This is a genomic window from Pseudogulbenkiania sp. FW507-F1 (assembly GCF_058781125.1).
In genome coordinates this window covers 54,363-79,748 of record NZ_JBYSWM010000001.1, presented here as the reverse complement: position 1 = coordinate 79,748, position 25,386 = coordinate 54,363, and the positions used below count along the sequence as shown (strand labels likewise).

28 protein-coding genes and 1 tRNA gene are annotated in these 25,386 nt (G+C 61.9%); 22 read left to right on the top strand and 7 right to left on the bottom strand.

Annotated features, from left to right (window positions below):
• Window positions 1-26 precede the first annotated feature (26 nt).
• Together greA and AC3WG5_RS00415 are read left to right on the top strand one after the other, a co-directional pair.
• Entirely contained in the window at window positions 27-503 is a 477-nt protein-coding gene (greA, locus tag AC3WG5_RS00420; RefSeq protein WP_008952492.1) for a transcription elongation factor GreA, read from the top strand.
• Between the two features lie 56 nt (window positions 504-559).
• A complete protein-coding gene (locus AC3WG5_RS00415) occupies window positions 560-991 on the top strand; it encodes a DUF4149 domain-containing protein (RefSeq protein WP_008952493.1) in 432 nt (143 codons plus the stop codon).
• A gap of 108 nt (window positions 992-1,099) precedes the next feature.
• Here AC3WG5_RS00415 and AC3WG5_RS00410 read toward each other — a convergent pair whose 3' ends face one another.
• Window positions 1,100-1,426: a YhbY family RNA-binding protein gene (locus tag AC3WG5_RS00410; protein ID WP_014088336.1), complete on the bottom strand. Its 327-nt coding sequence runs from the start codon at window positions 1,424-1,426 to the stop codon at window positions 1,100-1,102.
• 318 nt (window positions 1,427-1,744) lie between these two features.
• On the opposite strand from AC3WG5_RS00410, the gene rlmE reads away from it, so the two are divergent.
• The 5 genes from rlmE to AC3WG5_RS00385 all read left to right on the top strand — a co-directional run bounded on the left by rlmE (window position 1,745) and on the right by AC3WG5_RS00385 (window position 7,516).
• Window positions 1,745-2,362, top strand: coding sequence for a 23S rRNA (uridine(2552)-2'-O)-methyltransferase RlmE (gene rlmE / locus AC3WG5_RS00405; RefSeq protein ID WP_492567393.1), 618 nt, complete (start codon window positions 1,745-1,747; stop codon window positions 2,360-2,362).
• Between the two features lie 77 nt (window positions 2,363-2,439).
• Complete coding sequence (ftsH, locus tag AC3WG5_RS00400) at window positions 2,440-4,350, top strand: ATP-dependent zinc metalloprotease FtsH (RefSeq protein ID WP_008952496.1); 1,911 nt, start codon at window positions 2,440-2,442, stop codon at window positions 4,348-4,350.
• Window positions 4,351-4,422: 72 nt separating this feature from the next.
• Window positions 4,423-5,265, top strand: a complete 843-nt coding sequence (gene folP, locus AC3WG5_RS00395) for a dihydropteroate synthase (RefSeq protein WP_492567392.1) — start codon at window positions 4,423-4,425, stop codon at window positions 5,263-5,265.
• A 57-nt stretch (window positions 5,266-5,322) separates the two neighbouring features.
• Window positions 5,323-6,660, top strand: a complete 1,338-nt coding sequence (gene glmM, locus AC3WG5_RS00390) for a phosphoglucosamine mutase (protein WP_492567391.1) — start codon at window positions 5,323-5,325, stop codon at window positions 6,658-6,660.
• A 223-nt stretch (window positions 6,661-6,883) separates the two neighbouring features.
• Window positions 6,884-7,516: a DedA family protein gene (locus AC3WG5_RS00385; RefSeq protein ID WP_482584110.1), complete on the top strand. Its 633-nt coding sequence runs from the start codon at window positions 6,884-6,886 to the stop codon at window positions 7,514-7,516.
• 68 nt (window positions 7,517-7,584) lie between these two features.
• Here the strand turns inward: AC3WG5_RS00385 and AC3WG5_RS00380 are convergent, their stop codons facing one another.
• Entirely contained in the window at window positions 7,585-7,914 is a 330-nt protein-coding gene (locus AC3WG5_RS00380; RefSeq protein ID WP_008952500.1) for an FKBP-type peptidyl-prolyl cis-trans isomerase, read from the bottom strand.
• Window positions 7,915-8,084: 170 nt separating this feature from the next.
• Between AC3WG5_RS00380 and AC3WG5_RS00375 the strand changes: the two genes are divergently transcribed.
• Together AC3WG5_RS00375 and AC3WG5_RS00370 are read left to right on the top strand one after the other, a co-directional pair.
• The gene (locus AC3WG5_RS00375) at window positions 8,085-8,867 is read left to right on the top strand and encodes a DUF2189 domain-containing protein (RefSeq protein WP_008952501.1); all 783 of its coding nucleotides are present in this window, start codon (window positions 8,085-8,087) and stop codon (window positions 8,865-8,867) included.
• Between the two features lie 10 nt (window positions 8,868-8,877).
• Window positions 8,878-9,828, top strand: coding sequence for a D-2-hydroxyacid dehydrogenase (locus AC3WG5_RS00370; protein WP_492567390.1), 951 nt, complete (start codon window positions 8,878-8,880; stop codon window positions 9,826-9,828).
• Window positions 9,829-10,001: 173 nt separating this feature from the next.
• Here AC3WG5_RS00370 and AC3WG5_RS00365 read toward each other — a convergent pair whose 3' ends face one another.
• Entirely contained in the window at window positions 10,002-10,478 is a 477-nt protein-coding gene (locus AC3WG5_RS00365; RefSeq protein WP_492567389.1) for a DUF1841 family protein, read from the bottom strand.
• Window positions 10,479-10,567: 89 nt separating this feature from the next.
• Between AC3WG5_RS00365 and AC3WG5_RS00360 the strand changes: the two genes are divergently transcribed.
• Complete coding sequence (locus AC3WG5_RS00360) at window positions 10,568-11,047, top strand: glutathione peroxidase (RefSeq protein ID WP_482584113.1); 480 nt, start codon at window positions 10,568-10,570, stop codon at window positions 11,045-11,047.
• A 52-nt stretch (window positions 11,048-11,099) separates the two neighbouring features.
• Here AC3WG5_RS00360 and trmB read toward each other — a convergent pair whose 3' ends face one another.
• Window positions 11,100-11,780 (bottom strand): tRNA (guanosine(46)-N7)-methyltransferase TrmB, encoded by a 681-nt coding sequence (trmB, locus tag AC3WG5_RS00355; RefSeq protein WP_492567388.1) that lies wholly within the window; start codon window positions 11,778-11,780, stop codon window positions 11,100-11,102.
• A gap of 126 nt (window positions 11,781-11,906) precedes the next feature.
• A complete protein-coding gene (locus AC3WG5_RS00350; protein ID WP_492567387.1) occupies window positions 11,907-12,785 on the bottom strand; it encodes an SDR family oxidoreductase in 879 nt (292 codons plus the stop codon).
• 37 nt (window positions 12,786-12,822) lie between these two features.
• Here AC3WG5_RS00350 and AC3WG5_RS00345 point away from each other — a divergent pair, with 37 nt between their 5' ends.
• Window positions 12,823-13,851 carry a CDP-6-deoxy-delta-3,4-glucoseen reductase gene (locus tag AC3WG5_RS00345; RefSeq protein ID WP_014088329.1) on the top strand — a complete coding sequence of 343 codons (1,029 nt, stop codon included), beginning with the start codon at window positions 12,823-12,825 and terminating at the stop codon, window positions 13,849-13,851.
• 188 nt (window positions 13,852-14,039) lie between these two features.
• A complete protein-coding gene (locus AC3WG5_RS00340; protein ID WP_008952508.1) occupies window positions 14,040-14,177 on the top strand; it encodes a DUF3149 domain-containing protein in 138 nt (45 codons plus the stop codon).
• A 154-nt stretch (window positions 14,178-14,331) separates the two neighbouring features.
• Here the strand turns inward: AC3WG5_RS00340 and AC3WG5_RS00335 are convergent, their stop codons facing one another.
• On the bottom strand, window positions 14,332-14,889 hold the full coding sequence (locus AC3WG5_RS00335) for an adenine phosphoribosyltransferase (RefSeq protein ID WP_492567386.1): 558 nt from the start codon (window positions 14,887-14,889) through the stop codon (window positions 14,332-14,334).
• A gap of 14 nt (window positions 14,890-14,903) precedes the next feature.
• Complete coding sequence (locus AC3WG5_RS00330; protein ID WP_492567385.1) at window positions 14,904-16,202, bottom strand: NCS2 family permease; 1,299 nt, start codon at window positions 16,200-16,202, stop codon at window positions 14,904-14,906.
• 173 nt (window positions 16,203-16,375) lie between these two features.
• On the opposite strand from AC3WG5_RS00330, the gene gmk reads away from it, so the two are divergent.
• From gmk to AC3WG5_RS00280, 10 genes are all read left to right on the top strand, one after another.
• Window positions 16,376-17,002 carry a guanylate kinase gene (gene gmk, locus AC3WG5_RS00325; RefSeq protein ID WP_492567384.1) on the top strand — a complete coding sequence of 209 codons (627 nt, stop codon included), beginning with the start codon at window positions 16,376-16,378 and terminating at the stop codon, window positions 17,000-17,002.
• 64 nt (window positions 17,003-17,066) lie between these two features.
• Window positions 17,067-17,273 carry a DNA-directed RNA polymerase subunit omega gene (rpoZ, locus tag AC3WG5_RS00320; RefSeq protein ID WP_008952512.1) on the top strand — a complete coding sequence of 69 codons (207 nt, stop codon included), beginning with the start codon at window positions 17,067-17,069 and terminating at the stop codon, window positions 17,271-17,273.
• Between the two features lie 23 nt (window positions 17,274-17,296).
• Complete coding sequence (locus AC3WG5_RS00315) at window positions 17,297-19,453, top strand: RelA/SpoT family protein (protein WP_040652186.1); 2,157 nt, start codon at window positions 17,297-17,299, stop codon at window positions 19,451-19,453.
• A 6-nt stretch (window positions 19,454-19,459) separates the two neighbouring features.
• Window positions 19,460-19,660: a sulfur carrier protein ThiS gene (gene thiS / locus AC3WG5_RS00310; RefSeq protein WP_014088325.1), complete on the top strand. Its 201-nt coding sequence runs from the start codon at window positions 19,460-19,462 to the stop codon at window positions 19,658-19,660.
• Window positions 19,661-19,675: 15 nt separating this feature from the next.
• Window positions 19,676-20,473 (top strand): thiazole synthase, encoded by a 798-nt coding sequence (locus tag AC3WG5_RS00305; RefSeq protein ID WP_014088324.1) that lies wholly within the window; start codon window positions 19,676-19,678, stop codon window positions 20,471-20,473.
• A gap of 123 nt (window positions 20,474-20,596) precedes the next feature.
• Window positions 20,597-20,809, top strand: a complete 213-nt coding sequence (gene rpsU, locus AC3WG5_RS00300) for a 30S ribosomal protein S21 (RefSeq protein ID WP_008952516.1) — start codon at window positions 20,597-20,599, stop codon at window positions 20,807-20,809.
• A 121-nt stretch (window positions 20,810-20,930) separates the two neighbouring features.
• The gene (locus AC3WG5_RS00295; RefSeq protein WP_014088323.1) at window positions 20,931-21,377 is read left to right on the top strand and encodes a GatB/YqeY domain-containing protein; all 447 of its coding nucleotides are present in this window, start codon (window positions 20,931-20,933) and stop codon (window positions 21,375-21,377) included.
• 69 nt (window positions 21,378-21,446) lie between these two features.
• Window positions 21,447-23,210 carry a DNA primase gene (gene dnaG / locus AC3WG5_RS00290; RefSeq protein WP_014088322.1) on the top strand — a complete coding sequence of 588 codons (1,764 nt, stop codon included), beginning with the start codon at window positions 21,447-21,449 and terminating at the stop codon, window positions 23,208-23,210.
• Window positions 23,211-23,284: 74 nt separating this feature from the next.
• Complete coding sequence (rpoD, locus tag AC3WG5_RS00285; protein WP_008952519.1) at window positions 23,285-25,207, top strand: RNA polymerase sigma factor RpoD; 1,923 nt, start codon at window positions 23,285-23,287, stop codon at window positions 25,205-25,207.
• Between the two features lie 29 nt (window positions 25,208-25,236).
• Window positions 25,237-25,313, top strand: a tRNA-Ile gene (locus AC3WG5_RS00280).
• The last annotated feature ends 73 nt before the right edge of the window (window positions 25,314-25,386 follow it).

Here is a 25,386-nt window from a genome sequence, read left to right as displayed (position 1 = left end):
GTATCCCGCCTGCGGAGAGAAGTCGAATGAACAAAGTCCCGTTGACCCTGCGTGGCGCAGAACTGCTGAAAGAAGAACTGCAGCGGCTCAAGAGCGTGGAACGTCCGGCGGTGATCGAGGCCATTGCCGAAGCCCGCTCCCATGGCGATCTGTCGGAGAACGCCGAATACGACGCGGCCAAGGAGCGTCAGGCGTTTGTCGAAGGCCGCATCGCGGAGCTGGAGGGCAAGCTCTCCAATGCCCAGATCATCAATCCGAGCGAACTGGATGCGGAAGGCCGCATCGTGTTCGGCACCACGGTCGAACTGATGGATCTGGAGACCGAGGACGAGGTCACTTACCAGATCGTCGGCGACGACGAAGCGGACATCAAGTTCGCCAAGGTGTCGGTGAACTCGCCGATCGCCCGCGCCTTGATCGGCAAGGAAGCCGGCGATGTGGCCGAAGTGATGGCCCCGGGCGGCATCCGCGAGTACGAAATCCTGGACGTCAAATACATCTGAGCGGCTTGCGGCACGGTGGGGCCGCGCCTGGCAGGTTTGGATAAAGGGGACTGCGCATGGATGGATTGAGGGCGATTACCCGCACCTTCTGGATCGGTGGCATGTGGATCATCGGCATCATCGTCACCCCGGTATTGTTCTCGGTGCTCGACCGCGGCACCGCCGGCATGGTCGCCGGCAAGCTGTTTTCTGCCATCGCCTGGGTCGGGCTGGTGTGCGGGGTGTTCCTGCTGGTGGATTTCATCTGGCGCGATGGCCTGCGTGGCGTCAAGTCCGCCACGTTCTGGCTGATCATCGGCATGCTGTCATGCACCCTGATCAACCATTTTGCCGTGTCGCCGATCATCGCCAATCTCAAGCTGCAGATGAACCAGGCGGCCGAGGGCTTGTTTGGCGGGGGCTTTGCCACTTGGCACGCGATCTCGAGCCTGATCTATCTGCTGCAGAGCCTGATGGCGCTGGCCTATATCCTGCGCCGGGACAGCTGACGCCGCCGAGTGGCAGGCTCATTCCCGTGTCGCTGCCGGCAGCCGGGGGCGGGGCGAAAAAAAAGCGGTGGTCCGGCCACCGCTTTTTTTCGTGTTCCCTGGGTTAAATCAGGGCTGCGCCTTGAGCGCCTTCTTGCTCTTCGGCAGCACCACGCGCTGCTTGTCGGACGGACGCCACAGCACCAGGAGCTTGCCGATGTGCTGGACCTGGGCGGCGCCCAGTTCGTCGCAGATCTTGTCGTACAGCGCCACGCGGGCATCGCGGTCGTCGCCCTGCACCCGGATCTTGATCAGTTCGTGCGCATCGAGGTTGATGGCGATTTCCCGAACCACTGCCTCGGTCAGGCCGTGGTTGCCGATCATCACCACCGGCTTGATATCGTGGGCGAGTCCTTTCAGGTATTGGCGCTCGAAGGGAGCAAGTTCGATTTTCATGGGCATGAGCTTCCTGAATAAAACGAGATTCTACTAAACTTTCGGCCTTTACCCCAAATTCCGCCCCCGCTTCTGGTGGAAATAGCGGCTGAAAACAGAGACATGCGTTATCCCTCTAGGTGGGAATGCCCATGGCGTGACCTCGGTGTACTCGCTCTCATTTGGCGGCAGCCGTCCGATAGCATGCGGCCGGGGCCGGCACGGACTTTGCGGGTGGCGCTGCCTGGGGTACCTTTAAAAAATGGCAGCCTGGCTGCACGGCCTCCCGCCAGCACGAGCGGGGTGGGGCTGTTTTCAAGACGACTGAGCAGGACATCAATGGCTAGAAGTAAATCCAGCAACGACTGGCTGCGCGAGCATGTGCACGATCACTACGTGCACATGGCGCAAAAGGACGGCTACCGTGCCCGTGCCGCGTACAAGCTCTTGGAAATCAACGACAAGGACAAGCTGATCCGCCCCGGCACGGTGCTCGCCGACCTGGGCTCGGCACCGGGCAGCTGGTCGCAGGTGGCGGCGCGGCTGGTCGGCGACAAGGGTAAAGTGTATGCGCTCGACATCCTGCCGATGAACCCGATTGCTGACGTGGAGTTCATTCAGGGCGATTTTCGCGAGCAGGAAGTCCTCGACCAGTTCGTCGCGTTGCTCGGTGGGCGCGAACTTGATCTTGTAATATCCGACATGGCCCCCAATATCTCAGGTATGAGCGCCATTGATCAGGCGCGCAGTTTTCACTTGTGCGAGCTGGCGCTGGAATTTGTCCGCGACCATCTGAAACCGGGCGGGAGCTTTCTCGTCAAAGTTTTTCAGGGTAGCGACTTCCAGCCTTACCTCAAGTCCATGCGGGAACTGTTCAACGAGGTGGTCAGCCGCAAGCCCAAGGCTTCGCGTGACCGCTCCACGGAAATTTACCTGTTGGGCAAAGGTCGTCGCTGACATCCACCCCTACGGGGGTTACAATCCGTATCAATACGGGCAACCAGCTAAGTCAGGGCACAGAGGAGTCCGCTCTAGTGAACAATATCGGCAAAAACATCGCCATTTGGGTGATCATCGGTCTGGTACTGATGACGGTGTTCAATCAGTTCAACAAGCGTCAGGATACCCAGAACCAGATCGAGTATTCGCAGTTCATCAGCGATGTCGAGTCGGGTAAGGTGCAGTCGTTGAGCATCGAAGGGCATCCGTTGCGCGGGCAGTGGCTGAAAGGCAAGCGAGCCGACGGCTCCTCCTTCATGACCTACGCTCCCTACGACCCGCAACTGGTCGATGATCTGATCAAGAACAACGTGCGCTTCTCGGCCAAGCCGGAAGAGGAGCCCAGCATGCTGATGAGTCTGTTCATCAGCTGGTTCCCGATGTTGCTCCTGATCGGTGTGTGGATTTTCTTCATGCGCCAGATGCAGGGTGGCGGCAAGGGCGGGGCGTTCTCGTTCGGCAAGAGCAAGGCGCGCATGCTCGACCAGGACACCAACACGGTGACCTTCCAGGACGTCGCTGGCTGCGATGAGGCCAAGGAAGAGGTCAAGGAGATCGTCGACTACCTGCGCGATCCCTCGCGCTACCAGAGCCTGGGTGGCCGCATTCCGCGCGGTATCCTGCTGTGCGGCAGCCCGGGTACCGGTAAAACGCTGCTGGCCAAGGCCATTGCCGGTGAAGCCAAGGTGCCGTTCTTCAGCATCTCCGGTTCCGACTTCGTCGAAATGTTCGTCGGTGTCGGTGCGGCACGCGTGCGCGACATGTTCGAGCAGGCCAAGAAAAATTCCCCATGCATCATCTTCATCGATGAAATCGACGCGGTCGGTCGCCAGCGCGGTGCCGGTCTCGGCGGTGGCAACGACGAGCGCGAGCAAACCCTCAACCAGTTGCTGGTCGAGATGGATGGCTTTGAAACCAATACCACGGTGATCGTGATCGCCGCCACCAACCGCCCTGACGTGCTGGATCCGGCGCTGCAGCGTCCCGGCCGTTTCGACCGCCAAGTGGTGGTGCCGCTGCCGGATATCCGTGGTCGCGAACAGATTCTCTCGGTGCACATGCGCAAGGTGCCGATTGCCGCCGATGTCGAGGCATCAGTCATCGCGCGCGGCACGCCGGGTTTCTCCGGCGCAGATCTCGCCAACCTGGTGAACGAGGCGGCGCTGTTCGCTGCGCGCCGCAACAAGCGCCTGGTCGACATGGACGACTTCGAGGCCGCCAAGGACAAAATCATGATGGGCGCCGAGCGCAAGTCCATGGTGATGTCGGAAGAAGAGAAGCGCAATACCGCCTATCACGAATCCGGCCACGCCGTGGTCGCCAAGCTGCTGCCCAAGTCCGATCCAGTGCATAAGGTCACCATCATTCCGCGTGGCCGCGCGCTGGGCTTGACCATGCAGTTGCCCGAAGAGGACCGCTACGCCTACGACCGCGGCTACCTGATGGACCGTATCGCCATCCTGTTCGGCGGCCGTATTGCCGAAGAGCTGTTCATGAACCAGATGACCACCGGCGCCTCGAACGACTTCGAGCGGGCCACCCAGATGGCGCGCGACATGGTGACCCGCTACGGTATGTCCGACAAGCTGGGGCCGATGGTGTACGGCGAGAACGAGGGCGAAGTGTTCCTCGGCCGCTCGGTCACGACCCACAAGAACATGTCGGAAGCGACCATGCAGCAGGTGGACACGGAAATCCGCCGCATCATCGACGAACAGTACGGGCTGGCGCGCCGCCTGCTCGAAGAGCACCGCGACAAGGTCGAAGCGATGACCGCGGCGCTGCTCGAGTGGGAGACCATCGATGCCGAGCAGATCGACGACATCATGGCCGGTCGTCCGCCGCGTCCGCCGCGTCCCGACCGCAGCACGGCAGGTAGCGGTGGCGGCGACAAGCCGACCGGTACGGCGCCGGAACCTAGTGCGACCCCGGCGCAAGAACACTGAGCCGTTTCATCCTTACCCAAGGCGGCAGCATCGTGCTGCCGCCTTTTTTGCGACCTCTCTACAGGCAATACCATGACCGACTTCGTGTGCGGACGCTTTTCGCTCGCGTTGGATCGCCCGCTGTTGATGGGCATTCTCAACGTTACCCCCGATTCCTTTTCAGACGGCGGCCGCTTCAACCGGCTCGATACTGCCCTGGCTCATGCCGAGAGGCTTCTGGAGGAGGGGGCGGATATCCTCGACATCGGCGGTGAATCGACCCGCCCCGGCGCCCCCTACGTCAGCCCGGAAGAGGAGGAGGCGCGGGTGTTGCCGGTGCTCGAACGTTTGGCTTCATTGAATGTACCGCTGTCGCTCGATACGCGACGTGCCTCGGTGATGCGTGCCGCGCTGGAGGCCGGCGTGGTCGATCTGATCAACGACGTTTCGGCTCTGGAGGACGAGGGGGCGCTGGCCGTGGTGGCGGAGAGCCGGGCCGGTATCTGCCTGATGCACAAGCAAGGCAATCCGGACTCCATGCAGCACAATCCGCACTATCGCGATGTGGTTGATGAAGTCGGGTCCTATCTTGGCCGGCGCGTGGCCTTGTGCCTGGAACATGGTATCGAGCACGCGCGGCTGTTGGGCGACCCTGGGTTTGGTTTTGGTAAGACGCAGGAGCATAACCTGCAGCTGTTGCAACGCCTGTCCGACGTCGAACAACTGGCCGGCGTCCCGCTCCTGGTCGGCATGTCGCGCAAGTCGATGCTCGGCGCGGTGACCGGTGAAGAGGTACCGGCCGAGCGACTGGGGGCCAGTGTGGCGGCTGCGCTGGAAGCGGCGCGGCGCGGCGCCAAAGTGGTCCGGGTGCACGACGTCAAGGCTACCCGTCAGGCGCTGCAGTTGCTGGCCGCGCTGGAACGGGCTCATCACTGACACCTCATGTCGGCTGGCAGTACAATGTCGTGCCGTTTTTCAGGGATACAACATAATATGGCTCGCAAATACTTTGGTACCGATGGCGTCCGCGGCGAAGTCGGCCAATTTCCCATCACCCCCGAATTCGTGCTCAAACTGGGTTACGCCGCCGGGCGGGTGTTGGTCAACCACGAGAACGACTCGCATCCGACCGTGCTGATCGGCAAGGACACGCGAATTTCCGGCTATATGCTGGAGGCCGCCTTGCAGGCGGGTTTGACCGCCGCCGGGGTCAACGTGCTGCTCACCGGGCCGCTGCCGACCCCGGGTATCGCCTATCTGACGCGTGCCTTGCGCCTGTCGGCAGGGGTCATGATCTCGGCCTCGCACAATCCCTATCACGATAACGGCATCAAGTTCTTCGCCGAAGGCGGCAAGAAGCTGGATGATGCCATCGAGCTGGAAATCGAGGCAATGCTCGAGCAGCCGATGGAGACCCGGCCTTCCCGCGAGTTGGGGCGGGCGCGCCGCATCGATGGCGCGGCCGAGCGCTACATCGAGTTCTGCAAGAGCACCTTCCCCAACGACCGTGATCTCAAGGGCTTGAAGCTGGTGGTCGATTGCGCTCACGGCGCCACCTATCACATCGCTCCCAAGGTGTTCCACGAGTTGGGGGCCGAGGTGGTGACGATTGGCGGCGAGCCGACCGGCTACAACATCAACGACAAGGTCGGTGCCACCTATACCAAGACCCTTCAGGCGGCGGTGCTGCAGCACGAGGCCGATTATGGCGTGGCACTGGATGGTGATGGCGACAGGCTGATGATGGTGGACCGCAAAGGCCAGGTCTATGATGGCGACCAGCTGATCTATGTCATCGCCAAGGCGCGTGCCACCAAGGGTGAGCTGAAGGGCGGCGTGGTCGGCACCGTGATGACGAATATGGGCATGGAACTGGCCTTGCAGAAGATGGCGGTGCCGTTCGGTCGGGCCAAGGTGGGCGACCGCTACGTCCTCGAGATGCTGCACAACAATGGCTGGCTGGTGGGGGGGGAGGCTTCCGGCCATGTGCTGTGCCTCGATAAACATAACACCGGAGACGGCATCATTTCCTGTCTCCAGGTGCTGACCGCCCTGGCTGAGCTGGGGCAGGATCTGGCCAGTGTCTGCCGCGATTGGCAGCCCTTCCCGCAGACGCTGATCAATGTGCGGCTCAAGGGGCAGGACTGGAAAGCCGCCTCCGCCGACGTGTTGACAGCGGCCGAGACTGCCTTGCAGGGGCGCGGCCGGGTTGTCCTGCGCCCCAGTGGCACGGAACCGGTGGTGCGCGTGATGGTGGAGGCGGACGATCATGCCTTGTCGGAGAAGTGGGCACGGGAAATCGCGGCCGTGATCGAAAGTTCCGCTGGCTGAGCCTGTTTGGTCCACTTCCTGCAAAAACCCACAGCTATCTGGCCGTGGGTTTTTTTGCTATTCGGGGCGCTGGGGGCGATTCCGTGATGCGATGGAGAAGGCTGTTCGGTATCAAGAAATTGCAACGATGGGCTGTGTTATCATGATGCTCCACGATACGTCCCCGCTCTGAAAACGGGGCACCAACTCTGCCTGGCGCAGGGGGATGGACAGACGGGCCTACATGGATATTCTGCAGATTCTTCTCGATTTCTTTACCGGGTATGGCTATCTCGCCGTGTTCCTGGTGTTGTTGGCCTGTGGTTGTGGCGTGCCCATCCCGGAAGACATCACGCTGGTGGCGGGCGGCATTATTTCCGGTTTGGGGTTTGCCAACGTCGACTGGATGGTCTTGGTAGGCATGGCCGGTGTGCTGTTCGGTGATGGCTTGATGTTTGCGCTTGGCCATCACTACGGCCATCGCGTGCTGCGCTTCAAGCCGATTGCCCGCATCCTCACCCAGGAGCGTTTTGCCGCGGTGCAGGAAAAATTCGACAAGTACGGCAACTGGGTGTTGTTCGTGGCGCGCTTTCTACCTGGTTTGCGTTCGCCGATCTTTATCACCGCCGGGATGACCCGGCGTGTGCCCTATTGGCGTTTTTTGCTGATGGATGGTTTTGCTGCGCTCATTTCGGTGCCGGTGTGGGTGTATCTGGGCTATCTGGGGGCTGCCAACCGTGACTGGCTGATGACCTGGGTGCACCGCGGCCAGGCCGGGATTCTGATCGTGGCGGCGCTGTTGCTGGTGGGAGTGGCGATGGCTTGTTACCGCAAGAAAAAGAACGGCCATCCTGCGCCGTTGACGCCCAAGAAATGAATCGCCCTGTTGCAACAAAAAAGGCCATCGCATGCGATGGCCTTTTTTGTTGCAACAGTGGTTGATATTCAGCCCACCTGCAGCAGTTCCACTTCGAAGATCAGTGTGGCATTAGGCGGGATGACCCCACCGGCGCCGCGTGCGCCGTAGCCCAGCTCTGCCGGGATGGTCAGTTTGCGCTTGCCGCCGACTTTCATACCGGCTACGCCTTGATCCCAGCCCTTGATTACGTAACCTGCGCCCAGCGGGAAGGAAAACGGCTGGAAGCGGTCCTTGCTCGAGTCGAACTTGGTGCCGTCGGTGAGCCAGCCGGTGTAGTGCACGGTGACTTCCTGGCCGACGGTGGCTTCGGCACCGTCGCCTAGTTGCAGTTCTTCAATGATCAGTTCGGACGCCATCAGCCCAGTCCTTTCGTTAGAGTCATCCAAGCTATTCATTGTAGCAGCGACGCCCGGCGGCGTCGTCCCGTTGGCGGTCCCTCCCAGGTTGTGTTTCCGTGGTTATGGCTTATAAAAAAACTAATGCCGGGTTTGTCCGCCACACACACTTGCTGCAAAGGGGATACATCATGGATATCGCACACCATCCGTCAAACGAGCACCCGGTCGTCAAGCATGTCAACGTGTCGTACCCAGCCAAATGGCTGCGTCAGGGGTTCAAGGATTTGCAGCGGGCTCCGGCCGACTCGCTGTTTTACGGCGCCGTCTTCGTATTGATGGGATACTTGTTGACGACTTACTTCGAGCAGGCGCCGGAGATCGTCATAACCCTGTCGACCATTTTCCTGCTGGCCGGACCGTTCCTGGCGATCGGTCTTTACGACATCGCCAAGCAGATGGAGGCATTCGATGGCCGTGGTCGCGTCACGCTGGTCCACAGCATGATGGCTTGGCGGGTCAACATGCACAGCTTTGCACTGTACGCCGTGCTGCTGGCGGTGCTGGTGTTCGGCTGGTTCCGCATGTCGCTGTTGATGTTTGCGCTGTTCTACGACACGGCAACCCTGCCAACGCTGAACATGGTGGTGACCAACGCCTTCAAGCCCGAGAACGTGGGCTTCCTGGTCGCGTATTTTGGCATCGGATTCTTCTTCGCGGCACTGGTGTTCGCGGTCAGCGCGGTATCGTTGCCGATGTTGCTCGACAAGGAGGTGGATACCGTCACCGCCATGGTGGCCAGCCTGCAGGCGGTGTATAAGAACCTGCTGACGATGCTGGTGTGGGCGGCTATGATTGTTGCCCTCACCGTGGTGGGCTTTGTCACCTACTTCGTCGGCCTGATCGTGATCATGCCGGTGATCGGCTTGGCCACCTGGCATGCCTACCGCGATTTGATCACCTTTGAGCGCTGACGACGACTACATGACCCATTCCATCGCGTTTCTGGACCGGGACAGCTTGCCTGTCCCGGTTCCTGTTTTTGCCTTCCCCCATCATTACCATGAATTCCCGGCCTCCACGCGAGAGCAGATCGTCAGCCATGCCGAAGGGGCCGAGATCGTCATCACCAACAAGGTGCCGTTCAACCGTGCCACACTTGAGTCCCTGCCGGCGCTGAAGCTGCTGGCGGTGGCGGCGACCGGGGTGAACCATATCGACCTCGAGGCTTGCCGCGAACGTGGCGTGGCCGTGGCGAACATCCAGCATTACGGCGACGACACGGTGGCCGAGCACGCCTTCATGATGATGCTGGCGCTGTTCCGCAACCTGCCTGCCTACCAGCGCGACGTGGCGGCTGGCGTGTGGCAGAACGCGCCGCAGTTCTGCCATTTCGGCGCGCCGATTCGCGACCTGCAGGGCGCCACACTGGGCATCATTGGCTCTGGTGGCATTGGTCAGGCGTTGGCGTCGCGTGCACGTGCCTTCGGCATGACCGTGCTGTTTGGCGAGCGCAAGGGGGCGGCCAGCGTGCGCGAGGGCTACGTCGATTTCGATACCCTGCTGACCCGCTCGGACGTGCTGTCGCTGCATTGCCTGTTGACCGAGCAAACCCGCAATATGATCGGCGCTGAGGAACTGCAGCGTATGAAACCGGGAGCCGTGCTGATCAATACCGCACGTGGCGGGCTGGTCGACGAGGAGGCGCTGGTGGCGGCGCTCAAGTATGGTCAGTTGGGTGGGGCCGGGTTCGATGTGTTGACGGTCGAGCCGCCGAACGAGGGGAATCCACTGCTCAAGGCGTGGCTGCCGCATCTGATCGTTACCCCGCACGTTGGCTGGGCCAGCCACGAGGCGATGAGCCGGCTGGCCGGGCAACTGGTCGAAAATATCGAAGCCTTCATCGAGGGGCGCAGGCTGCGTCGCATCGTCTAAGGCGAATAAAACGAGGGATAGGCACCCGTGCTATGCATGGGTGCCTTTTTTTCCTCTAGAGCGTGACTATGGGCGTGTTGGGCAGGCTTGGCATCGATTTGCCTCGCTTGCTATTTCCGGGTTTGTGGCCGTCGCCAACTTGGGCTATCACCTAAAGAGCCGGAAGCGCCTTGTCAGTCGCCGACATCATTGGGGTTGATGCGTGGAGTTTCTTCTTCGCCCATGCCCAGCCGGCCGCGTACGCAGGAAATGTAGCGATTGACGTCCGGGCCACCGCCATAGCGTTGGGCGTGCCAGATCATTTCGCCAAGACATTCCATCATCTGGTGCTGGGCGGCATGCTCGTCGCCCAGACGCAGGGCGAGCTGGGCGTAGAGCGAGCGGATGCCGAAGGGTTGGTCGATGGAACGTTGCTCCTCGATCGCCATGTGCAGGCTCAGGTGCAGGAAGGGGTTGGATTCTCCCATGTCCGGCGTCCATTCCTGTTCCAGGTAGCGCTCGGGCTGGCCGACGATGGCATGGTATTCCGGATGCTCCAGCAGGATGGTCAGCGTGATTTTCTCCAGATCGCTCAGCGGCTCGTTGCGCTGGTGTTTGGCCCAGGTGTCGAAAAAGAAACGGCGTGCATCCTGGCGGCTGGGATTGAACATGGCGATCTACCTGAGGAGAAAAACGGAGGATGCTGCGCGCGGCGGCTCCTGTGCTTAGCAGTGCCGATTATACGAGACGGAGACCCACCATGACCACGCTCCATGACTTTTCCGCCTGCCGTATCGACGGCAGTCCCGAATCCCTGTCGCGCTACGCCGGCATGGTGGTACTGGTGGTCAATACCGCCAGTGAATGCGGCTTCACGCCGCAATACACCGGCTTGCAGGAGCTGGCGGTGTACTTCGCCGGCGAGGAGTTCGCCGTGCTTGGCTTTCCCTGCAACCAGTTCGGCGGGCAGGAGCCGGGAGCCGAGGACAGCATCGTTGCGTTCTGCCAGAGTCGTTTCGGGGTGACGTTTCCGCTTTACGCCAAGGTCGCTGTCAACGGCGACGAGGCACATCCCTTGTGGCGTTGGCTGACTCGCGCCGACACCGATCATCCCCAGCCGGTGAAATGGAACTTCACCAAGTTCCTGATCGACGGCAGGGGGCGGCTGGTCAAGCGCTATGAGCCGGCGGTGCAGCCGCATGAGCTGCTCGACGATATCGATCGTTTGTTGGGCGGGTGAGGCACGCGCTCAGGCTTGCCGTCGAGCGGGCCTAGGCATCGAGATCTCCGGCTCAGTTACGCCGGAAGATGATGTCCCACACCCCGTGGCCGAGGCGGATGCCGCGCTGCTCGAACTTGGTGAGCGGGCGGTAGCCCGGGCGCGGGGCGTAGCCGTCGGCGCTGTTGGCGAGCTCGGGGTTGGCCGAAAAGACCTCCAGGATCTGGATCGCGTAATCTTCCCAGTCGGTGGCGGCGTGCAGGTAGCCGCCCGGCTTCAGTTTCTTCACCAGCTTCGCCACCAGCGGGCTCTGGATCAGCCGGCGCTTGTTGTGGCGTTTTTTGTGCCATGGGTCCGGGAAGAAAATGTGAATGCCGTCGAGCGAGGCGTCGGCCAGCATGTGGTCGATGACCTCGACGGCGTCATGGCGGATCAGGCGCAGGTTGGAAATATCCTGCTCGGCAATCAGCTTGAGCAGGTTGCCCACGCCCGGCGAATGCACTTCGACGCCCAGGTAGTCCTGTTGCGGATTGTTGGCGGCGATTTCCGCCGTGGCGGTCCCCATGCCGAAGCCGATTTCCAAGATTTTCGGTGCCTGGCGGCCGAATGCCTGCCCGAGGTCGAGGGGCTCGGGGCGGTACTCGATACCCCAGCGCGGCATGCCTTCGTCCATGGCGCGCTTCTGGGACGGCGTCAGGTGGCCCTGACGCAGCACAAAGCTCTTGATGTGTCGCTGAAAAGCCGGGTTTTCCATGGCGGTCTTCGTTGGAAAAGTCAAAAAAAGCGCGATGTTACCGAATCTGGCGCGAGGTGGCGAGACATTCCCTTCCTGGCGTGAGTGATGTCGGTCACCGTGATCCTGGCGTGACCGGAACCGACATCACGTTGTCGGGCCTGGCAGGGTGGCGAGAAAGCTCGCCACGGTCGGGTAGCGCAAGCGGACGCCCAATTCCCGCCGCAATCGGCCGTTATCCAGCCGCCGCGACTCGGCCAGGAACGACCACAGGGCAGGGGAGACGGCGGCCTGCACTTCGACCCGAGGTAGGCGGGGGGCGTGCGGCATGCCCAGCGCGTCCGCCAGGCGGTCATACCATTCGCCCACCATCAACGGTTCGGCGTCGCAGGCGTTGTAGACACGGATACCACCCTCGCGACGCAGTGCGGCAACACAAATCCGTGCCAGATCGTCGGCGTGAATGTGGTTGCCGTAGCTGTCTTCGTCCGCCGCGATCAACGGTGTGCCGTTGATTAGCCGTGTCGTTGGCAGGCGCTCGGCGGCGTAGATGCCTGGAGCGCGCAGGATCGTCACGGTGGCGCCATGAGTCCGGGCGAAGGCGCGCAGGCGGCGTTCGGCGTCGACGCGCCGCTTGGCGCGCGCGCTTTGTGGATGCAGGGAGGCGGTTTCGTCCAGCCAGGCACCGCCGGCATCGCCGTAGACCCCACTGGTGCTGATATAGGCTATCTGCTGTGGTAGACTTTTCCCCTTTGCCAGCGCGCACAGCAACGTGCCGAGGCGCGGGTCGCTTTCACCGCGTTCCGGCGGCGGGGCGGTATAGAGCAGGGCGTCGGCCAGTCCGGCCAGACGTGTCAGGCTCCGTTTGTCATCGAGGTCGGCTAGCACCGGCAGGACGCCCAGGCTGCGGGCTTCGGCTATCTGTTTCGGCTGGCGCACCAGCGCCAGCAGCCGCCAGCTCGGCGCCAGGAAAGGAACGGCCCGGCGCGCCACGTCGCCGAAGCCTGCAATCAATAGAGTACGCATACACCGCATTTTAGCGAGCTTAAGGTAGAGTAACGAGATGACTGCTCAAGTCAAAGTGCTCCCGAGTGGACACACCTTCCAGGTCGACGACCACGAAACCATTCTCGAGGCGGCCCTGCGTCATGGTGTTGGCCTGCCGTACGGCTGCCGCGATGGCGCCTGTGGCGCCTGCAAGGGCAAGGTACTGGAAGGAGAGGTGTGCCAGGATGGCTACCAGGAGAAGGCCCTGCCGGAGCAGGAGCGGGTGCAAGGCTACGCCCTGTTCTGCTGCGCCAAGCCGCAAGGCGATCTGACCATCGAGGTGCGCGAAGTCACCGGCATCGGCGACATTCCGGTCAAGACCCTGCCGTGCCGCGTCGAGAAAATCGAGAAGCTGCACGACGTCGCGGTGCTGAAGCTGAAGCTGCCGGTTTCAGAGCGCCTGCAGTTCCACGCCGGCCAATATATCGACATCCTGATGAAGGATGGCAAGAAGCGCAGCTTCTCGATCGCCAACGCGCCGCACGACGATGCCTTCCTCGAGCTGCACATTCGCCACCAGCCCGGCGGCTCGTTTTCCGAGTACGTGTTCACCCAGATGAAAGAGCGCGAGATCATGCGCTTCAAGGGACCGTTGGGCACTTTCTTCCTGCGCGAGGATTCGGACAAACCCATCGTGTTCGTGGCCAGCGGCACCGGTTTTGCCCCGATCAAGGGCATCGTCGAGCATGCTCTGCACAGCGGCATTACCCGTCCCATGGTGTTCTACTGGGGGGCGCGCACCAAGGCTGACCTGTACATGGCCGACTTGGCGGAACAGTGGCAGGCGTCCAACGCCAACTTCACCTACATTCCGGTGCTGTCCGAGGCGTTGCCCGAGGATAATTGGACCGGCCGCACCGGCTTCGTTCACCAGGCGGTGCTGGACGATTTCGACGATCTTTCCGGCCATCAGGTATACGCCTGCGGCGCCCCTGTCATGGTGGAGGCCGCGCACCGCAGCTTTACCCGTGAGCTCGGGCTGCCTGAGGACGAGTTCTTCTCGGATGCTTTCTTCCTCTCCAAGGACATGAGCGCCAGCAAGTAAAACGCTGTCGAATAGTGACAAAAGACATGGCCCCGGAATCGAACCGGGGCCATTTTTTTCGCCCTTTGTGCCCGCCTAGTGCAGAAAAACATGCCTTTGACCTACGTCAATTCCCGACATCCTGTCATGGGTATGATGGTTGGCAGTCAAAGTCATCAAGGCGAGCACAGCCGCCACAGGAGGGCAAAATGGAACTCTGGAAACAACTGTTATCCGACGACGTCGGGCTCTTGAGCCTGATCACCATCGTGGTCGCCAGCCTCGTCGTGGGCGTTTGCGTGACGCTGTTCATCCGCAATGTGAAGAACGAGTCGCGCAAGCACTGAGCGGGCGAGCGCTTTCTGCGTTACTTCCTTGGGTTTATGTGTGTGTGCTTGGACGGATACGGTGACTCGCCGTATCCTCTTTTTTTGTGCGCTAGCTGAACCAATAAAAACGGGCCGTGAGGCCCGTTTGCGTTTCCAGTAGTGTGTTCCGCCCTCAGTGACCGTCGTAGGAGCACACGGTAAACAGCTCCAGTCCGCTATCGCGCACCAGCTGGCTGCCACCCAGTTCCGGCAGGTCGATGATGGCCGCCGCCTCCAGCACTTCGGCTCCGAGTTTCTTCAGCAGCTTGGCTCCAGCCAGCATGGTGCCGCCGGTGGCGACCAGGTCGTCGATCAGCACCACCCGGTCTCCTGGTTTGCAGGCGTCGGTGTGCATTTCCACCGTGGCGTTGCCGTACTCCAGCTCATACTCCTCCGACACGGTCTTGAACGGCAGCTTGCCCTTCTTGCGGATCGGGACGAAGCCGACGTTGAGTTCGTAGGCCAGCACCGAGCCGATGATGAAGCCACGTGCGTCCAGGCCCGCGATCAGGTCGACCTTTTCCTCCATGTAGCGATAGACAAAGATGTCGATCAGCATGCGGAAGGTCTTGGGGTTCTGCAGCAGCGGCGTGATGTCGCGAAACATGACGCCCTGCTGCGGCCAGTCCGGTACGGTGCGGATCCTGCCCTTGAGGTAACTGGAGTAGTCGAGATTGCTCAGGTTTTCCATACGGCTGCTCTACCTCAGGCGAAGAATGCCAGTTTGAAGACCCACAGTGCCGCGATCACCAGCACCGCCGGCTTGAGCTCGGCGAAGCGACCGCTCAAGAGCTTGAGGGCGGCGTAGCTGATGAAGCCGAAGGCGATACCGTCAGCGATGGAGAAGGTGAACGGCATTGCCAGCGCGGTCATGACGGCCGGAGCCGACTCGGTGAGGTCGTCCCACTCGATTTCGGCCAGGCCACGGCACATCAGCACGGCAACGTAGCACAGTGCCGGCGCGGTGGCGTAGGCCGGCACGGTCTTGGCGAGCGGCGACAGCCACAGACACGCCAGGAACAGGATGGCGACCACCAGCGAGGTCAGCCCGGTACGGCCGCCGACGGCGGTGCCCGCCGCACTCTCGATATAGGCCGTGGTGGACGAGGTGCCCATCACCGCACCGGCGGTGATGGCGATCGAGTCGGCCAGCAGGGCGCGCTTCAGGCGCGGCAGCTTGCCGTCCTGGTCCAGGAGGCCGGCGCGGTGCGACACCCCGATCAGCGTGCCGGTGGTGTCGAACAGGTCAACGAAGAAGAATACGAAGATCACCCCGAGCAGGCCGGCGTTGAGCGCGCCGTGCAGGTCCATCTGCATGAAGGTCGGCGCCATGCTGGGCACGGGTGCAGCGACGCCGTTGAATTTGGACAGGCCAAACGTGATCGACAGCGCGGTCACCGCCAGGATGCCGAGGATGATCGAGCCCGGCACCTTGCGGTACTCCAGGGCCACGATGACGAAGAAGCCCAGGATAGCCAGCAGCGTGGTCGGGTTATGGATGTCGCCCAGGGTCAGGTAGGTGGCTGGATGGGCCTTGATGACGCCGGCGTTCTTCAGCGCGATGATCGCGAGGAACATGCCGACGCCGGCGGAAATGGCGAATTTCAGCGAGCGCGGGATGGCGTTGACGATGGCTTCGCGTACCTTGAACAGGCTCACCGCCAGGAACACCACGCCGGAGATGAATACCGCGCCCAGCGCGGCCTGCCACGGCACACCCATGCCGCCCACCACGGTAAAGGTGAAGTAGGCATTGAGCCCCATGCCCGGCGCCAGCGCGATCGGATAGTTGGCGACCAGCGCCATGATCCCGGTGCCCAGCGCGGCGGCGAGGCAGGTGGCAACGAACACGGCGTCCAGGTTCATGCCGGTGCCCGACAGGATCAGCGGGTTGACCAGGATGATGTAGGCCATGGTCAGGAAGGTGGTGACGCCGGCGATGACCTCGGTTCGGACCGAGGTGCCGTGTTCCTTGAGTTTGAAAAAGCTATCCAGCAGTGACATGGAAAACCCCTCGAAAATGGCATATTGGTTTGATTAAGCTGCGCATTTTGCAATAGTGGCAGGGGACTGGCTAGTCCTTCGCCAGGACTAGGCCGCTTGGTGAACGTCTTAACCGCTTGAAGTGCTTGTGGTATCCTGAAAAATTATCTTTTGGCGCAGGATGTACGCTTAACATGGTTCAGCCCAGCGGTAACATTTACATCGTTATTGCCCCTTCGGGTGCCGGCAAGACCACGCTGGTGTCGGCCTTGCTGGCGGTCGACCCCGCGGTGCAGCTGTCCGTTTCCTACACCACGCGCGCGCCGCGCGAAGGCGAGGTGGAGGGGACGCACTACCATTTTGTGGGCAAGGAGCAGTTTCTTGCCATGATCGAGGCCGGTGATTTCCTCGAGCATGCCGAGGTGTACGGCAACTACTACGGCACCAGCGCCGCCTGGCTGCGCGAGAAGTTGGCCGAAGGCCGCGACATCCTGCTCGAGATCGACTGGCAGGGCGCCGAGCAGGTGCGCCGCCTGTTCGACGGGGTGATCACCATCTTCATCGCGCCGCCCTCGATCAACGAGCTGGAGCGCCGCCTGCGCGGCCGTGCCACCGACAGCGAGGAGGTCATCCAGCGCCGTCTGGCGGAGGCGCGCTCCGAGGTGGACCGCGCGGCGCTGTACGACTACATCGTCGTCAACGACGATATCGAACGCGCCAAGCAGGATCTGATAAGCATCATCCGTGCCGAGCGGCTGCACGCCACCAAGCAGATGCTGCGCTACCGCGACGCGCTGAGTCGCATGGGCAGCCAGGGCTGACCCCGTTGGTCCCGTGCCCGAAACACTATATAGTCTTGAAAACGATTGATTAGCCGAGGACATTATGGCCCGCATTACCGTTGATGATTGCCTGGATCGTATCCAGAACCGTTTCGACCTGACCCTGGCCGCGGCCTACCGCGCCCGTCAGGTTGCGTCGGGTTCCGCCCCCTTCGTCGAGGCCGGCCGCGACAAGCCGACCGTGGTGGCGCTGCGTGAAATTTCCGCCGGCCACGTCGGCACCGAAATCCTGCATCGCAACAAGGGCTGAGCCGGCGTCCGATGGAAGGCTCCATGAGCGCAGACCTCTCCGCGATCATCGACTATGAGGCGATGATCGACGCCGACGCGGCAGCCTTTCTCGAGGCTGCCGCCCGTTACCTGAGACCGGAGGACGTGCAGCTGCTGCGGCAGGCCTTCGAGCTCAGTCGCGCGGCGCACGAGGGGCAGACGCGCAAGAGCGGCGAGCCCTACATCACCCATCCGCTGGCGGTCGCCACCATGCTCACCGAGTGGCGGCTGGACGTGCAGGGTCTGGCGGCGGCACTGCTGCACGACGTACTGGAAGATACCGGCGTCACCAAGCCGACGCTGGTGGAGAAGTTCGGTCGCACCATCGCCGACCTGGTCGACGGCCTCTCCAAGCTGGAGCGGCTGGAGTACCAGACCAAGGAAACGGCCCAGGCCGAGAACTTCCGCAAGATGGTGCTGGCGATGGCGCGCGATATTCGCGTCATCATCGTCAAGCTGGCCGACCGCTTGCACAATATGCGCACGCTGGATGCGATGCGCGAGGACAAGCGCCAGCGCATCGCGCTGGAAACGCTGGAAATCTATGCCCCGATCGCCAACCGCATCGGCTTGAACAAGGTCTACCGTGAGTTGCAGGACCTGGCGTTCAAGCATCTGCATCCGCACCGTTACCACGTGCTGTCGAAGGCGGTGCGCGCTGCGCGCGGCAACCGGCGCGAGGTGGTGAGCAAGATTCTGCACTCGGTGAGCCAGAAGCTGGTCGAGTGCAATATCGAGGCGACGATCAAGGGCCGCGAGAAGAACCTGTTCAGCATCTACAAGAAGATGCAGGAAAAACACCTGTCGTTTTCGGAAGTGCTGGATATCTATGGCTTCCGCGTGATCGTCAACGATGTGCCCAGCTGCTACCTGGCGCTGGGCGCGCTGCACAGCCTGTACAAGCCCATTCCGGGCAAGTTCAAGGATTACATCGCCATCCCCAAGGGGAACGGCTACCAGAGTCTGCACACCACGCTGTTCGGCCCGTACGGGACGCCGGTGGAAATGCAGATTCGCACCCGCGAGATGAACAGCGTGGCCGAGGCCGGCGTGGCCTCGCACTGGATGTACAAGAGCGGCGACGCCTCGCTCGACGCCGCGCACCAGCGCACGCACCAGTGGCTGCAGAGCATTCTCGACATCCAGGCCGAGAGCGACGACGCCGTCGAGTTCTTCGAGCACATCAAGATCGACCTCTTCCCCGACGAGGTCTACGTCTTCACGCCCAAAGGCAAGATCATCGTGCTGCCGCAGGGTTCGACGCCGGTGGACTTCGCCTACGCCGTGCACACCGATATCGGCCACCGCTGCATCGCGGCGCGCGTCAATCATTCGCTGATGCCGCTGCGCACCGTGCTGCGCAACGGCGACACGGTGGAGGTCATCACCTCCACCCAGTCCAAGCCCAACCCGTCGTGGCTGAGCTTCGTGCAGAGCGGCCGCGCCCGCTCCTGCATCCGCAATTACCTGAAGAGCCTGCAGCACGAGGAGGCCGCCCAGTTGGGCGAGCGCCTGCTCAAGCAGGCGGTCAGCGCGCTGGCCTCCACGCCGCTGACGCTGGACGACGCGCTGCATGCCGCTTACCTCACGCAGTATGGCGAGAAGGACCAGCCGTTCGACGATGTGCTGGCCGACATCGGCGTCGGCAAACTGCTGCCGATCGTGGTGGCGCGCCGGCTGGCCGAGCTGGCCGGGGAGCGCACCGGCGAGAACGTGCATATCGGGCCGGTCACCATCCGCGGCAACGAGGGCGGCGCGGTGCAGCTGGCCACCTGCTGCCACCCCATCCCGGGTGATGACATCCTAGGGGTGATCACCAAGGGGCAGGGGCTGCTGGTGCACCGTGTGGTGTGCCCCAATACCAAGCGCGTTGATCACGACAAGCTGCTCGACGTCACCTGGGATAGCACGAAGGAGCGCATGTTCGGCGTCAACATCAGCATCCTGGCGCGCAACGAGCGCGGGGCGCTGGCGGAGATCGCCACCGCGATTTCGCAGGCTTCGGCCAACATCGAGAGCGTCGACACCCAGGATACCCACGTTGGCGACGGTTTCATCCACATTCATTTCCGCCTGCAGGTCGAGAGCCTGGCCCACCTCGGCAAGGTGCTGAACGAGGTGCAGCAGATCGACGTGGTACAGCAGGCGGAACGGAGATAATCCCGCATGAAGATTCGTGTCAACGGCGAGGAGCAGGTGCTGGACGGTGTTGCCACGCTGGCCGATCTGATCGCCGTACTGGAACTGGCCGGCAAGCGCGTCGCCATCGAGAAGAACGGCGAGATCGTGCCGCGCAGCCGCCATGGGGAAGAATGTTTGTCCGATGGGGATGAACTGGAAATTGTCGTCGCCGTTGGCGGCGGTTGAAGAAGGTACGAGGGAATGATGTCGCAGGATCAGCTTGTCATCGCCGGTAAGGCCTATGCGTCGCGCCTGTTGGTGGGCACCGGCAAATACCGTGATTTTGCCCAGACCGCCGAGGCGCTGGACGCCTCTGGCGCCGAAATCGTCACCGTGGCGATTCGCCGTGTCAACCTCGGCCAGAACGCCGACGAGCCGAATTTGCTCGACTTTCTGCCGAAAAACCGGTATACACTGCTGCCCAATACGGCGGGTTGCTATTCCGCCGACGACGCCGTGCGCACTTTGCGCCTGGCGCGTGAACTGCTGGACGACCATCGCCTGGTCAAGCTCGAGGTGCTGGGTGATCCGCACACGCTGTTCCCCAACGTGCGCGAGACGCTCAAGGCCGCCGAAGTGCTGGTCAAGGAAGGTTTCGACGTGATGGTCTACACTTCGGATGACCCCATCGTGGCGCGCGAGCTGGCCGACATCGGCTGTTGCGCCATCATGCCGCTGGCGAGCCTGATCGGCTCCGGCATGGGCATCCTGAATCCGTGGAACCTGAAACTGATTATCGAAGAGGCCAAGGTGCCGGTGCTGGTCGATGCCGGCGTCGGAACGGCCTCGGATGCCGCCATCGCCATGGAACTGGGCTGCGACGGCATCCTGATGAATACCGCCATTGCCGCGGCGGATGACCCGGTGCTGATGGCCCGGGCCATGAAGTTGGCCGTGGAAGCGGGGCGTGCCGCGTATCGCGCGGGTCGCATGCCCAAGCGTTTTTATAGTGCAACACCAAGTTCTCCGAGTGAGGGGGTGATTTCCGCTCGCAAGTAGTGATGCGTAAAGCGCACAAAACACTTGCTTGAGTCGCGTCAGGCTTTTACAAAACCCTGAACGTTGTTAAAATATTTGTTTTCTTCAAGCATTTAGCTTCCAGAATTTAAGGACACTAAGGTAATGCCGAATATCCGCGTCAAAGAGAACGAGCCGTTCGAAGTCGCCATGCGCCGCTTCAAGCGCGCTGTAGAAAAAACCGGTCTGCTGACCGAACTGCGCGCCCGCGAGTTCTACGAGAAGCCGACTGCAGAGCGCAAGCGCAAGCAAGCCGCTGCCGTGAAGCGTCACTACAAGCGTCTGCGCAGCCAGATGCTGCCGCCGAAGCTGTACTAATCGCTTCGTAGCACGGCAAGAATGCAGGACCGCAGGCAACGCCTGCGGTTTTGCCATTTGTACTTCACGAATTTCAGCCATCTGCCATGCCGATGGTTTCGTCTTTTTCCGCGAGCAAGACATGAGCCTCAAACTGCGCATCAGTGACGACATGAAAACGGCCATGAAGGCCAAGGACGCCGAGCGTCTCGGCACCATCCGCCTGCTGATGGCGGCGATCAAGCAGAAGGAAGTGGACGAGCGCGTCGAACTCGACGACGCCGGCATCATCTCTGTGGTCGACAAGATGCTCAAGCAGCGCCGTGATTCGGTCACCCAGTACGAGGCTGCGGGCCGCCAGGACCTGGCGGACAAGGAAAAGGCGGAAATGGACGTGCTGACCGGCTACCTGCCGCAGCCGCTCACCGAAGCCGAAATCGATGCGCTGATCGACGCCGCCGTGGTGCAGAGCGGTGCCGCCTCGATGCAGGACATGGGCAAGGTCATGGGGCTGTTGCGCCCGCAGATGGCCGGCCGTGCCGACATGGCCGTGGTCTCCGCCCGCATCAAAGCCAAGCTGGCCGGCTGAGGTGCCCGCACGCGTGCTCTGTTCGCAAGCTGTTCGGTGGTGCTGCCTGACTGACGCGAGAACCTGTCGTTGATCCCGCAGGATTTCATCGATCAGCTGCTGTCCCGCGTCGACATCGTCGACGTGGTGGATCGTTACGTCCCGCTCAAGAAGGCCGGCCAGAACTTCCTCGCCTGCTGCCCCTTCCACAAGGAAAAAAGCCCTTCGTTCACCGTTAGCCCGAGCAAGCAGTTCTATCACTGCTTCGGCTGCGGCGCCCACGGCTCGGCCATCGGCTTCGTCATGGAGTACCAGGGACTGAGCTTCGTCGATGCCATCCGGCTGTTGGCCGAAGGGCTCGGCATGCCGGTGCCGGAAGAGCGTTCGGCCAACCCGCAGGCCAGCCGCGAGGCACGCGAGCGCAAGGTGACGCTGGAAGACCTGTTGCAGCGCGCGGCGGCGTACTACAAGCAACAGCTTAAGTCGTCGCCCGCCGCCATCGGCTACTTCAAGGGGCGGGGCCTGACCGGCGAGATCGCCGCGCGCTTCGGACTCGGCTACGCGCCGGGCGAATGGCAGAACCTGCAGGCGATTTTCACTGACTACCAGGACGAGAAGCTGGTGGAGAGCGGGCTGGTGATCGCGGGCGACGAGGGCAAGCGCTACGACCGCTTCCGCGACCGCGTGATGTTTCCGATCCGCAACCAGCGCGGCGGCATCATCGGCTTCGGCGGGCGGGTGCTGGGCAAGGGCGAGCCGAAGTACCTCAACTCGCCGGAGACGCCGCTGTTCGAGAAGGGGCGCGAGCTGTACGGCCTGTACGAGGCGCGCCAGGCGATCCGGGAGAAAAACCGCGTTCTGGTGGTCGAAGGCTATATGGACGTGGTGGCGCTGGCGCAGTACGGCGTCGAATACGCGGTGGCGACGCTCGGCACCGCCACTACCGGCGAGCATGTGCGGAAACTGCTGCGCCATGCCGACCAGGTGTACTTCTGCTTCGACGGCGACAAGGCCGGGCAGAAGGCGGCGTGGCGTGCGCTGGAAAACAGCCTGCCGCAGCTGGTCGACGGCAAGGCGCTGAACTTCCTGTTTCTGCCGCAGGAGCACGACCCGGACAGCTACATCCGCGAGTTTGGGCGCGAGGCGTTCGAGGAATGCCTGGAGCAGCAAAGTCTGCCGCTGTCGGTCTATCTCACCCGTGAGCTGACCGGGCGCGCCGACATGAATACCCCGGAGGGCAAGGCCGACCTGATCCGTCAGGCCATGCCGCTCCTGAACCAGATTGCCGCACCGGCGCTGGCGCTCATCATCAAGAAAAGGTTGGCCGAACTGGCCGGCGTGGACGTCGACGAATTCGACATGCTGATGGGGCTGAAAAAGCCGGAGCGCAAGGGCAGGCGCGAATACCGTCTGCCCAACGAGTCGAACCGCTACATCAATACGCCGATCGTGCGCAAGCAGATCAAGTGGCTGCTGATGAACCCGCGCTGGGCGGAGGATGTGACGCTCTCCGACAGCGTGGCGCTGTCCGACGAATTGGCCTGTTTTGCCATGTTGGCCGAACGAGTGCACGAGATGCCGCAGGAGCCCAATACGGCCCGGCTGGTGGAAAGCATTCGCGGCACCCCTTTCGAAGGGCTGGTGGACAGCGTATTGCAGCAGGCCATGCAAGACCCCGACGAGTTTGCCGACACCGGCGAGGAGGCACGCCAGCAGTTTCAGGACGGCAACGTCAAACTGCTTAAATTGTTGCGTGAGGCCGAACTGGAAAGGCTAAAACAAAAGTCAAGGAATGAAGGTCTAACACCTGAGGAAACCCAGTTGCTGCGCGCCTTGCTGACCCGGCAAGGCTAGTGGTGCTGGGGCTCGTCACGGGGTTATGGTAAACTTAACTGTTTTTTTTCGGCTTTTTTCAAGCAGGAAGCGAAATGGCGGCCTCTCCCGAAAATCAGAAAGATATGCAAGACAACGAGCAGGAATCGATGAGTCTTGAGGATCAGCGCAAACGCCTGCGTTTGCTGATCGCGCTGGGCAAGGAGCGCGGCTACCTTACCTACGCCGAGATCAACGACCATCTTCCGGAAGACGTGTCGGATACCGAACAGATCGAGAACATCGTCACGATGATCACCGGTCTGGGCATTCAGGTCTACGACGAGGCGCCGGATGCCGATACGCTGCTGATGTCCGACGCCACGCCGGCGGTTGCCGACGAAGATGCGGTGGAAGAAGCGGAAGCGGCGCTGTCCTCGGTCGACTCCGAGTTCGGTCGCACCACCGACCCGGTGCGCATGTACATGCGTGAAATGGGCTCGGTCGAACTCTTGACGCGCGAAGGCGAGATCGAAATCGCCAAGCGCATCGAAGACGGCCTCAAGCACATGATCGAGGCGATCTCGGCCTGCCCGGGAACCATCTCCGAAGTGCTGGCCCTGCTCGAGCGTGTCGAAGCCGGCGACATCCGTGTCGACGAAGTAGTGGACGGTTTCATCGATCCGAACGCCGAGGTCGAGGAAGAAGTGCCGTTCGCCGAGCCGGTCGACCCCGACGAGGTGTTGGACGAGGAAGAGGAAGAGGAGGAAGCCGAGGAAGAAGACGCCGAAGCCATCTCCAACGCCAACCTGGAAGAACTCAAGCTGCAGTCGCTGGAGCACTTCGCGCTGGTGCGCGCGCTGTTCGAGGAACTGGTGGTAGTGCTGCGCAAGCAGGGCAACCAGAGCGAAGAGTATCGCCAGCTGCAAGGTGCGATCACCGAGTCGTTCATGAAGGTGCGCTTCGCCACGCGCCAGATCGAAAGCCTGTGCGAGTCGCTGCGCAGCCGTGTCAACGAGATCCGCTCCTACGAGCGTGATATCCAGGACATCTGCGTGACCCGCGTGCGCATGGATCGCGCCCACTTCATCAAGTACTTCCCCGGCAACGAGATCAACACCGACTGGGTGGAAGACGAGATCAGCTCGGGCAAGCCGTGGTCGGAGGCGCTGACCCGTTTCAAGTACGCCATCATCGAGAAGCAGACCAAGCTGGCCGAACTGCAGGACCGCGCCATGCTGTCGATCAAGGACCTGAAGGAAATCAACCGCCAGATGTCGGCGGGCGAGTCCAAGGCGCGCCGCGCCAAGAAGGAAATGATCGAGGCCAACCTGCGTCTGGTGATTTCCATCGCCAAGAAGTACACCAACCGCGGTCTGCAGTTCCTCGATCTGATCCAGGAAGGCAACATCGGCCTGATGAAGGCGGTGGACAAGTTCGAATACCGCCGTGGCTACAAGTTCTCGACCTACGCCACCTGGTGGATCCGTCAGGCGATTACCCGCTCCATCGCGGACCAGGCGCGCACCATCCGCATTCCGGTGCACATGATCGAGACCATCAACAAGATGAATCGCATCAGCCGCCAGATCCTGCAGGAGACCGGGCACGAGCCGGATCCGGCGGAACTGGCCGAGCGCATGGAAATGCCGGAAGACAAGATCCGCAAGATCATGAAGATTTCCAAGGAGCCGATCTCCATGGAAACCCCGATCGGCGACGACGACGATTCGCACCTGGGCGACTTCATCGAGGATCAGAACAACCTGGCACCGTCCGACGCGGCGATGTACTCCAGTCTCAAGGACGCCACCAAGGAAGTGCTGGAAACGCTGACCCCGCGCGAGGCCAAGGTGCTGCGCATGCGCTTCGGTATCGACATGAACACCGACCACACGCTGGAAGAGGTGGGCAAGCAGTTCGACGTGACGCGCGAGCGTATTCGTCAGATCGAAGCCAAGGCGCTGCGCAAGCTGCGCCACCCGACCCGCTCGGAGCGCCTGCGCAGTTTCCTCGACAACGAGCCGGGCAACCAGTAACCGATATTCTGCTATAATGCGCCCCCACAGGGCCTTTAGCTCAGTCGGTTAGAGCAGAGGACTCATAATCCTTTGGTCGCGGGTTCGAGCCCCGCAGGGCCCACCAAGGCATATCGGAAAGGACCTATCGCGAAAGCGATAGGTCCTTTTTCTTTGCCGTTCTGGCGTGGCGTGATGGG

Coding starts and splice junctions, on each gene's coding strand:
- AC3WG5_RS00350 (WP_492567387.1), bottom strand. CDS start 12,785: ATGCGTACTCTATTGATTGCAGGCTTCGGCGACGTGGCGCGCCGGGCC.
- AC3WG5_RS00305 (WP_014088324.1), top strand. CDS start 19,676: ATGATGTCGCAGGATCAGCTTGTCATCGCCGGTAAGGCCTATGCGTCG.
- thiS (WP_014088325.1), top strand. CDS start 19,460: ATGAAGATTCGTGTCAACGGCGAGGAGCAGGTGCTGGACGGTGTTGCC.
- AC3WG5_RS00415 (WP_008952493.1), top strand. CDS start 560: ATGGATGGATTGAGGGCGATTACCCGCACCTTCTGGATCGGTGGCATG.
- rpoD (WP_008952519.1), top strand. CDS start 23,285: ATGGCGGCCTCTCCCGAAAATCAGAAAGATATGCAAGACAACGAGCAG.
- AC3WG5_RS00330 (WP_492567385.1), bottom strand. CDS start 16,202: ATGTCACTGCTGGATAGCTTTTTCAAACTCAAGGAACACGGCACCTCG.
- AC3WG5_RS00335 (WP_492567386.1), bottom strand. CDS start 14,889: ATGGAAAACCTGAGCAATCTCGACTACTCCAGTTACCTCAAGGGCAGG.
- AC3WG5_RS00295 (WP_014088323.1), top strand. CDS start 20,931: ATGAGCCTCAAACTGCGCATCAGTGACGACATGAAAACGGCCATGAAG.
- AC3WG5_RS00410 (WP_014088336.1), bottom strand. CDS start 1,426: ATGAAAATCGAACTTGCTCCCTTCGAGCGCCAATACCTGAAAGGACTC.
- AC3WG5_RS00360 (WP_482584113.1), top strand. CDS start 10,568: ATGACCACGCTCCATGACTTTTCCGCCTGCCGTATCGACGGCAGTCCC.
- rpsU (WP_008952516.1), top strand. CDS start 20,597: ATGCCGAATATCCGCGTCAAAGAGAACGAGCCGTTCGAAGTCGCCATG.
- glmM (WP_492567391.1), top strand. CDS start 5,323: ATGGCTCGCAAATACTTTGGTACCGATGGCGTCCGCGGCGAAGTCGGC.
- folP (WP_492567392.1), top strand. CDS start 4,423: ATGACCGACTTCGTGTGCGGACGCTTTTCGCTCGCGTTGGATCGCCCG.
- AC3WG5_RS00340 (WP_008952508.1), top strand. CDS start 14,040: ATGGAACTCTGGAAACAACTGTTATCCGACGACGTCGGGCTCTTGAGC.
- rlmE (WP_492567393.1), top strand. CDS start 1,745: ATGGCTAGAAGTAAATCCAGCAACGACTGGCTGCGCGAGCATGTGCAC.
- AC3WG5_RS00365 (WP_492567389.1), bottom strand. CDS start 10,478: ATGTTCAATCCCAGCCGCCAGGATGCACGCCGTTTCTTTTTCGACACC.
- AC3WG5_RS00385 (WP_482584110.1), top strand. CDS start 6,884: ATGGATATTCTGCAGATTCTTCTCGATTTCTTTACCGGGTATGGCTAT.
- rpoZ (WP_008952512.1), top strand. CDS start 17,067: ATGGCCCGCATTACCGTTGATGATTGCCTGGATCGTATCCAGAACCGT.
- greA (WP_008952492.1), top strand. CDS start 27: ATGAACAAAGTCCCGTTGACCCTGCGTGGCGCAGAACTGCTGAAAGAA.
- AC3WG5_RS00380 (WP_008952500.1), bottom strand. CDS start 7,914: ATGGCGTCCGAACTGATCATTGAAGAACTGCAACTAGGCGACGGTGCC.
- AC3WG5_RS00375 (WP_008952501.1), top strand. CDS start 8,085: ATGGATATCGCACACCATCCGTCAAACGAGCACCCGGTCGTCAAGCAT.
- gmk (WP_492567384.1), top strand. CDS start 16,376: ATGGTTCAGCCCAGCGGTAACATTTACATCGTTATTGCCCCTTCGGGT.
- AC3WG5_RS00370 (WP_492567390.1), top strand. CDS start 8,878: ATGACCCATTCCATCGCGTTTCTGGACCGGGACAGCTTGCCTGTCCCG.
- AC3WG5_RS00315 (WP_040652186.1), top strand. CDS start 17,297: ATGAGCGCAGACCTCTCCGCGATCATCGACTATGAGGCGATGATCGAC.
- AC3WG5_RS00345 (WP_014088329.1), top strand. CDS start 12,823: ATGACTGCTCAAGTCAAAGTGCTCCCGAGTGGACACACCTTCCAGGTC.
- trmB (WP_492567388.1), bottom strand. CDS start 11,780: ATGGAAAACCCGGCTTTTCAGCGACACATCAAGAGCTTTGTGCTGCGT.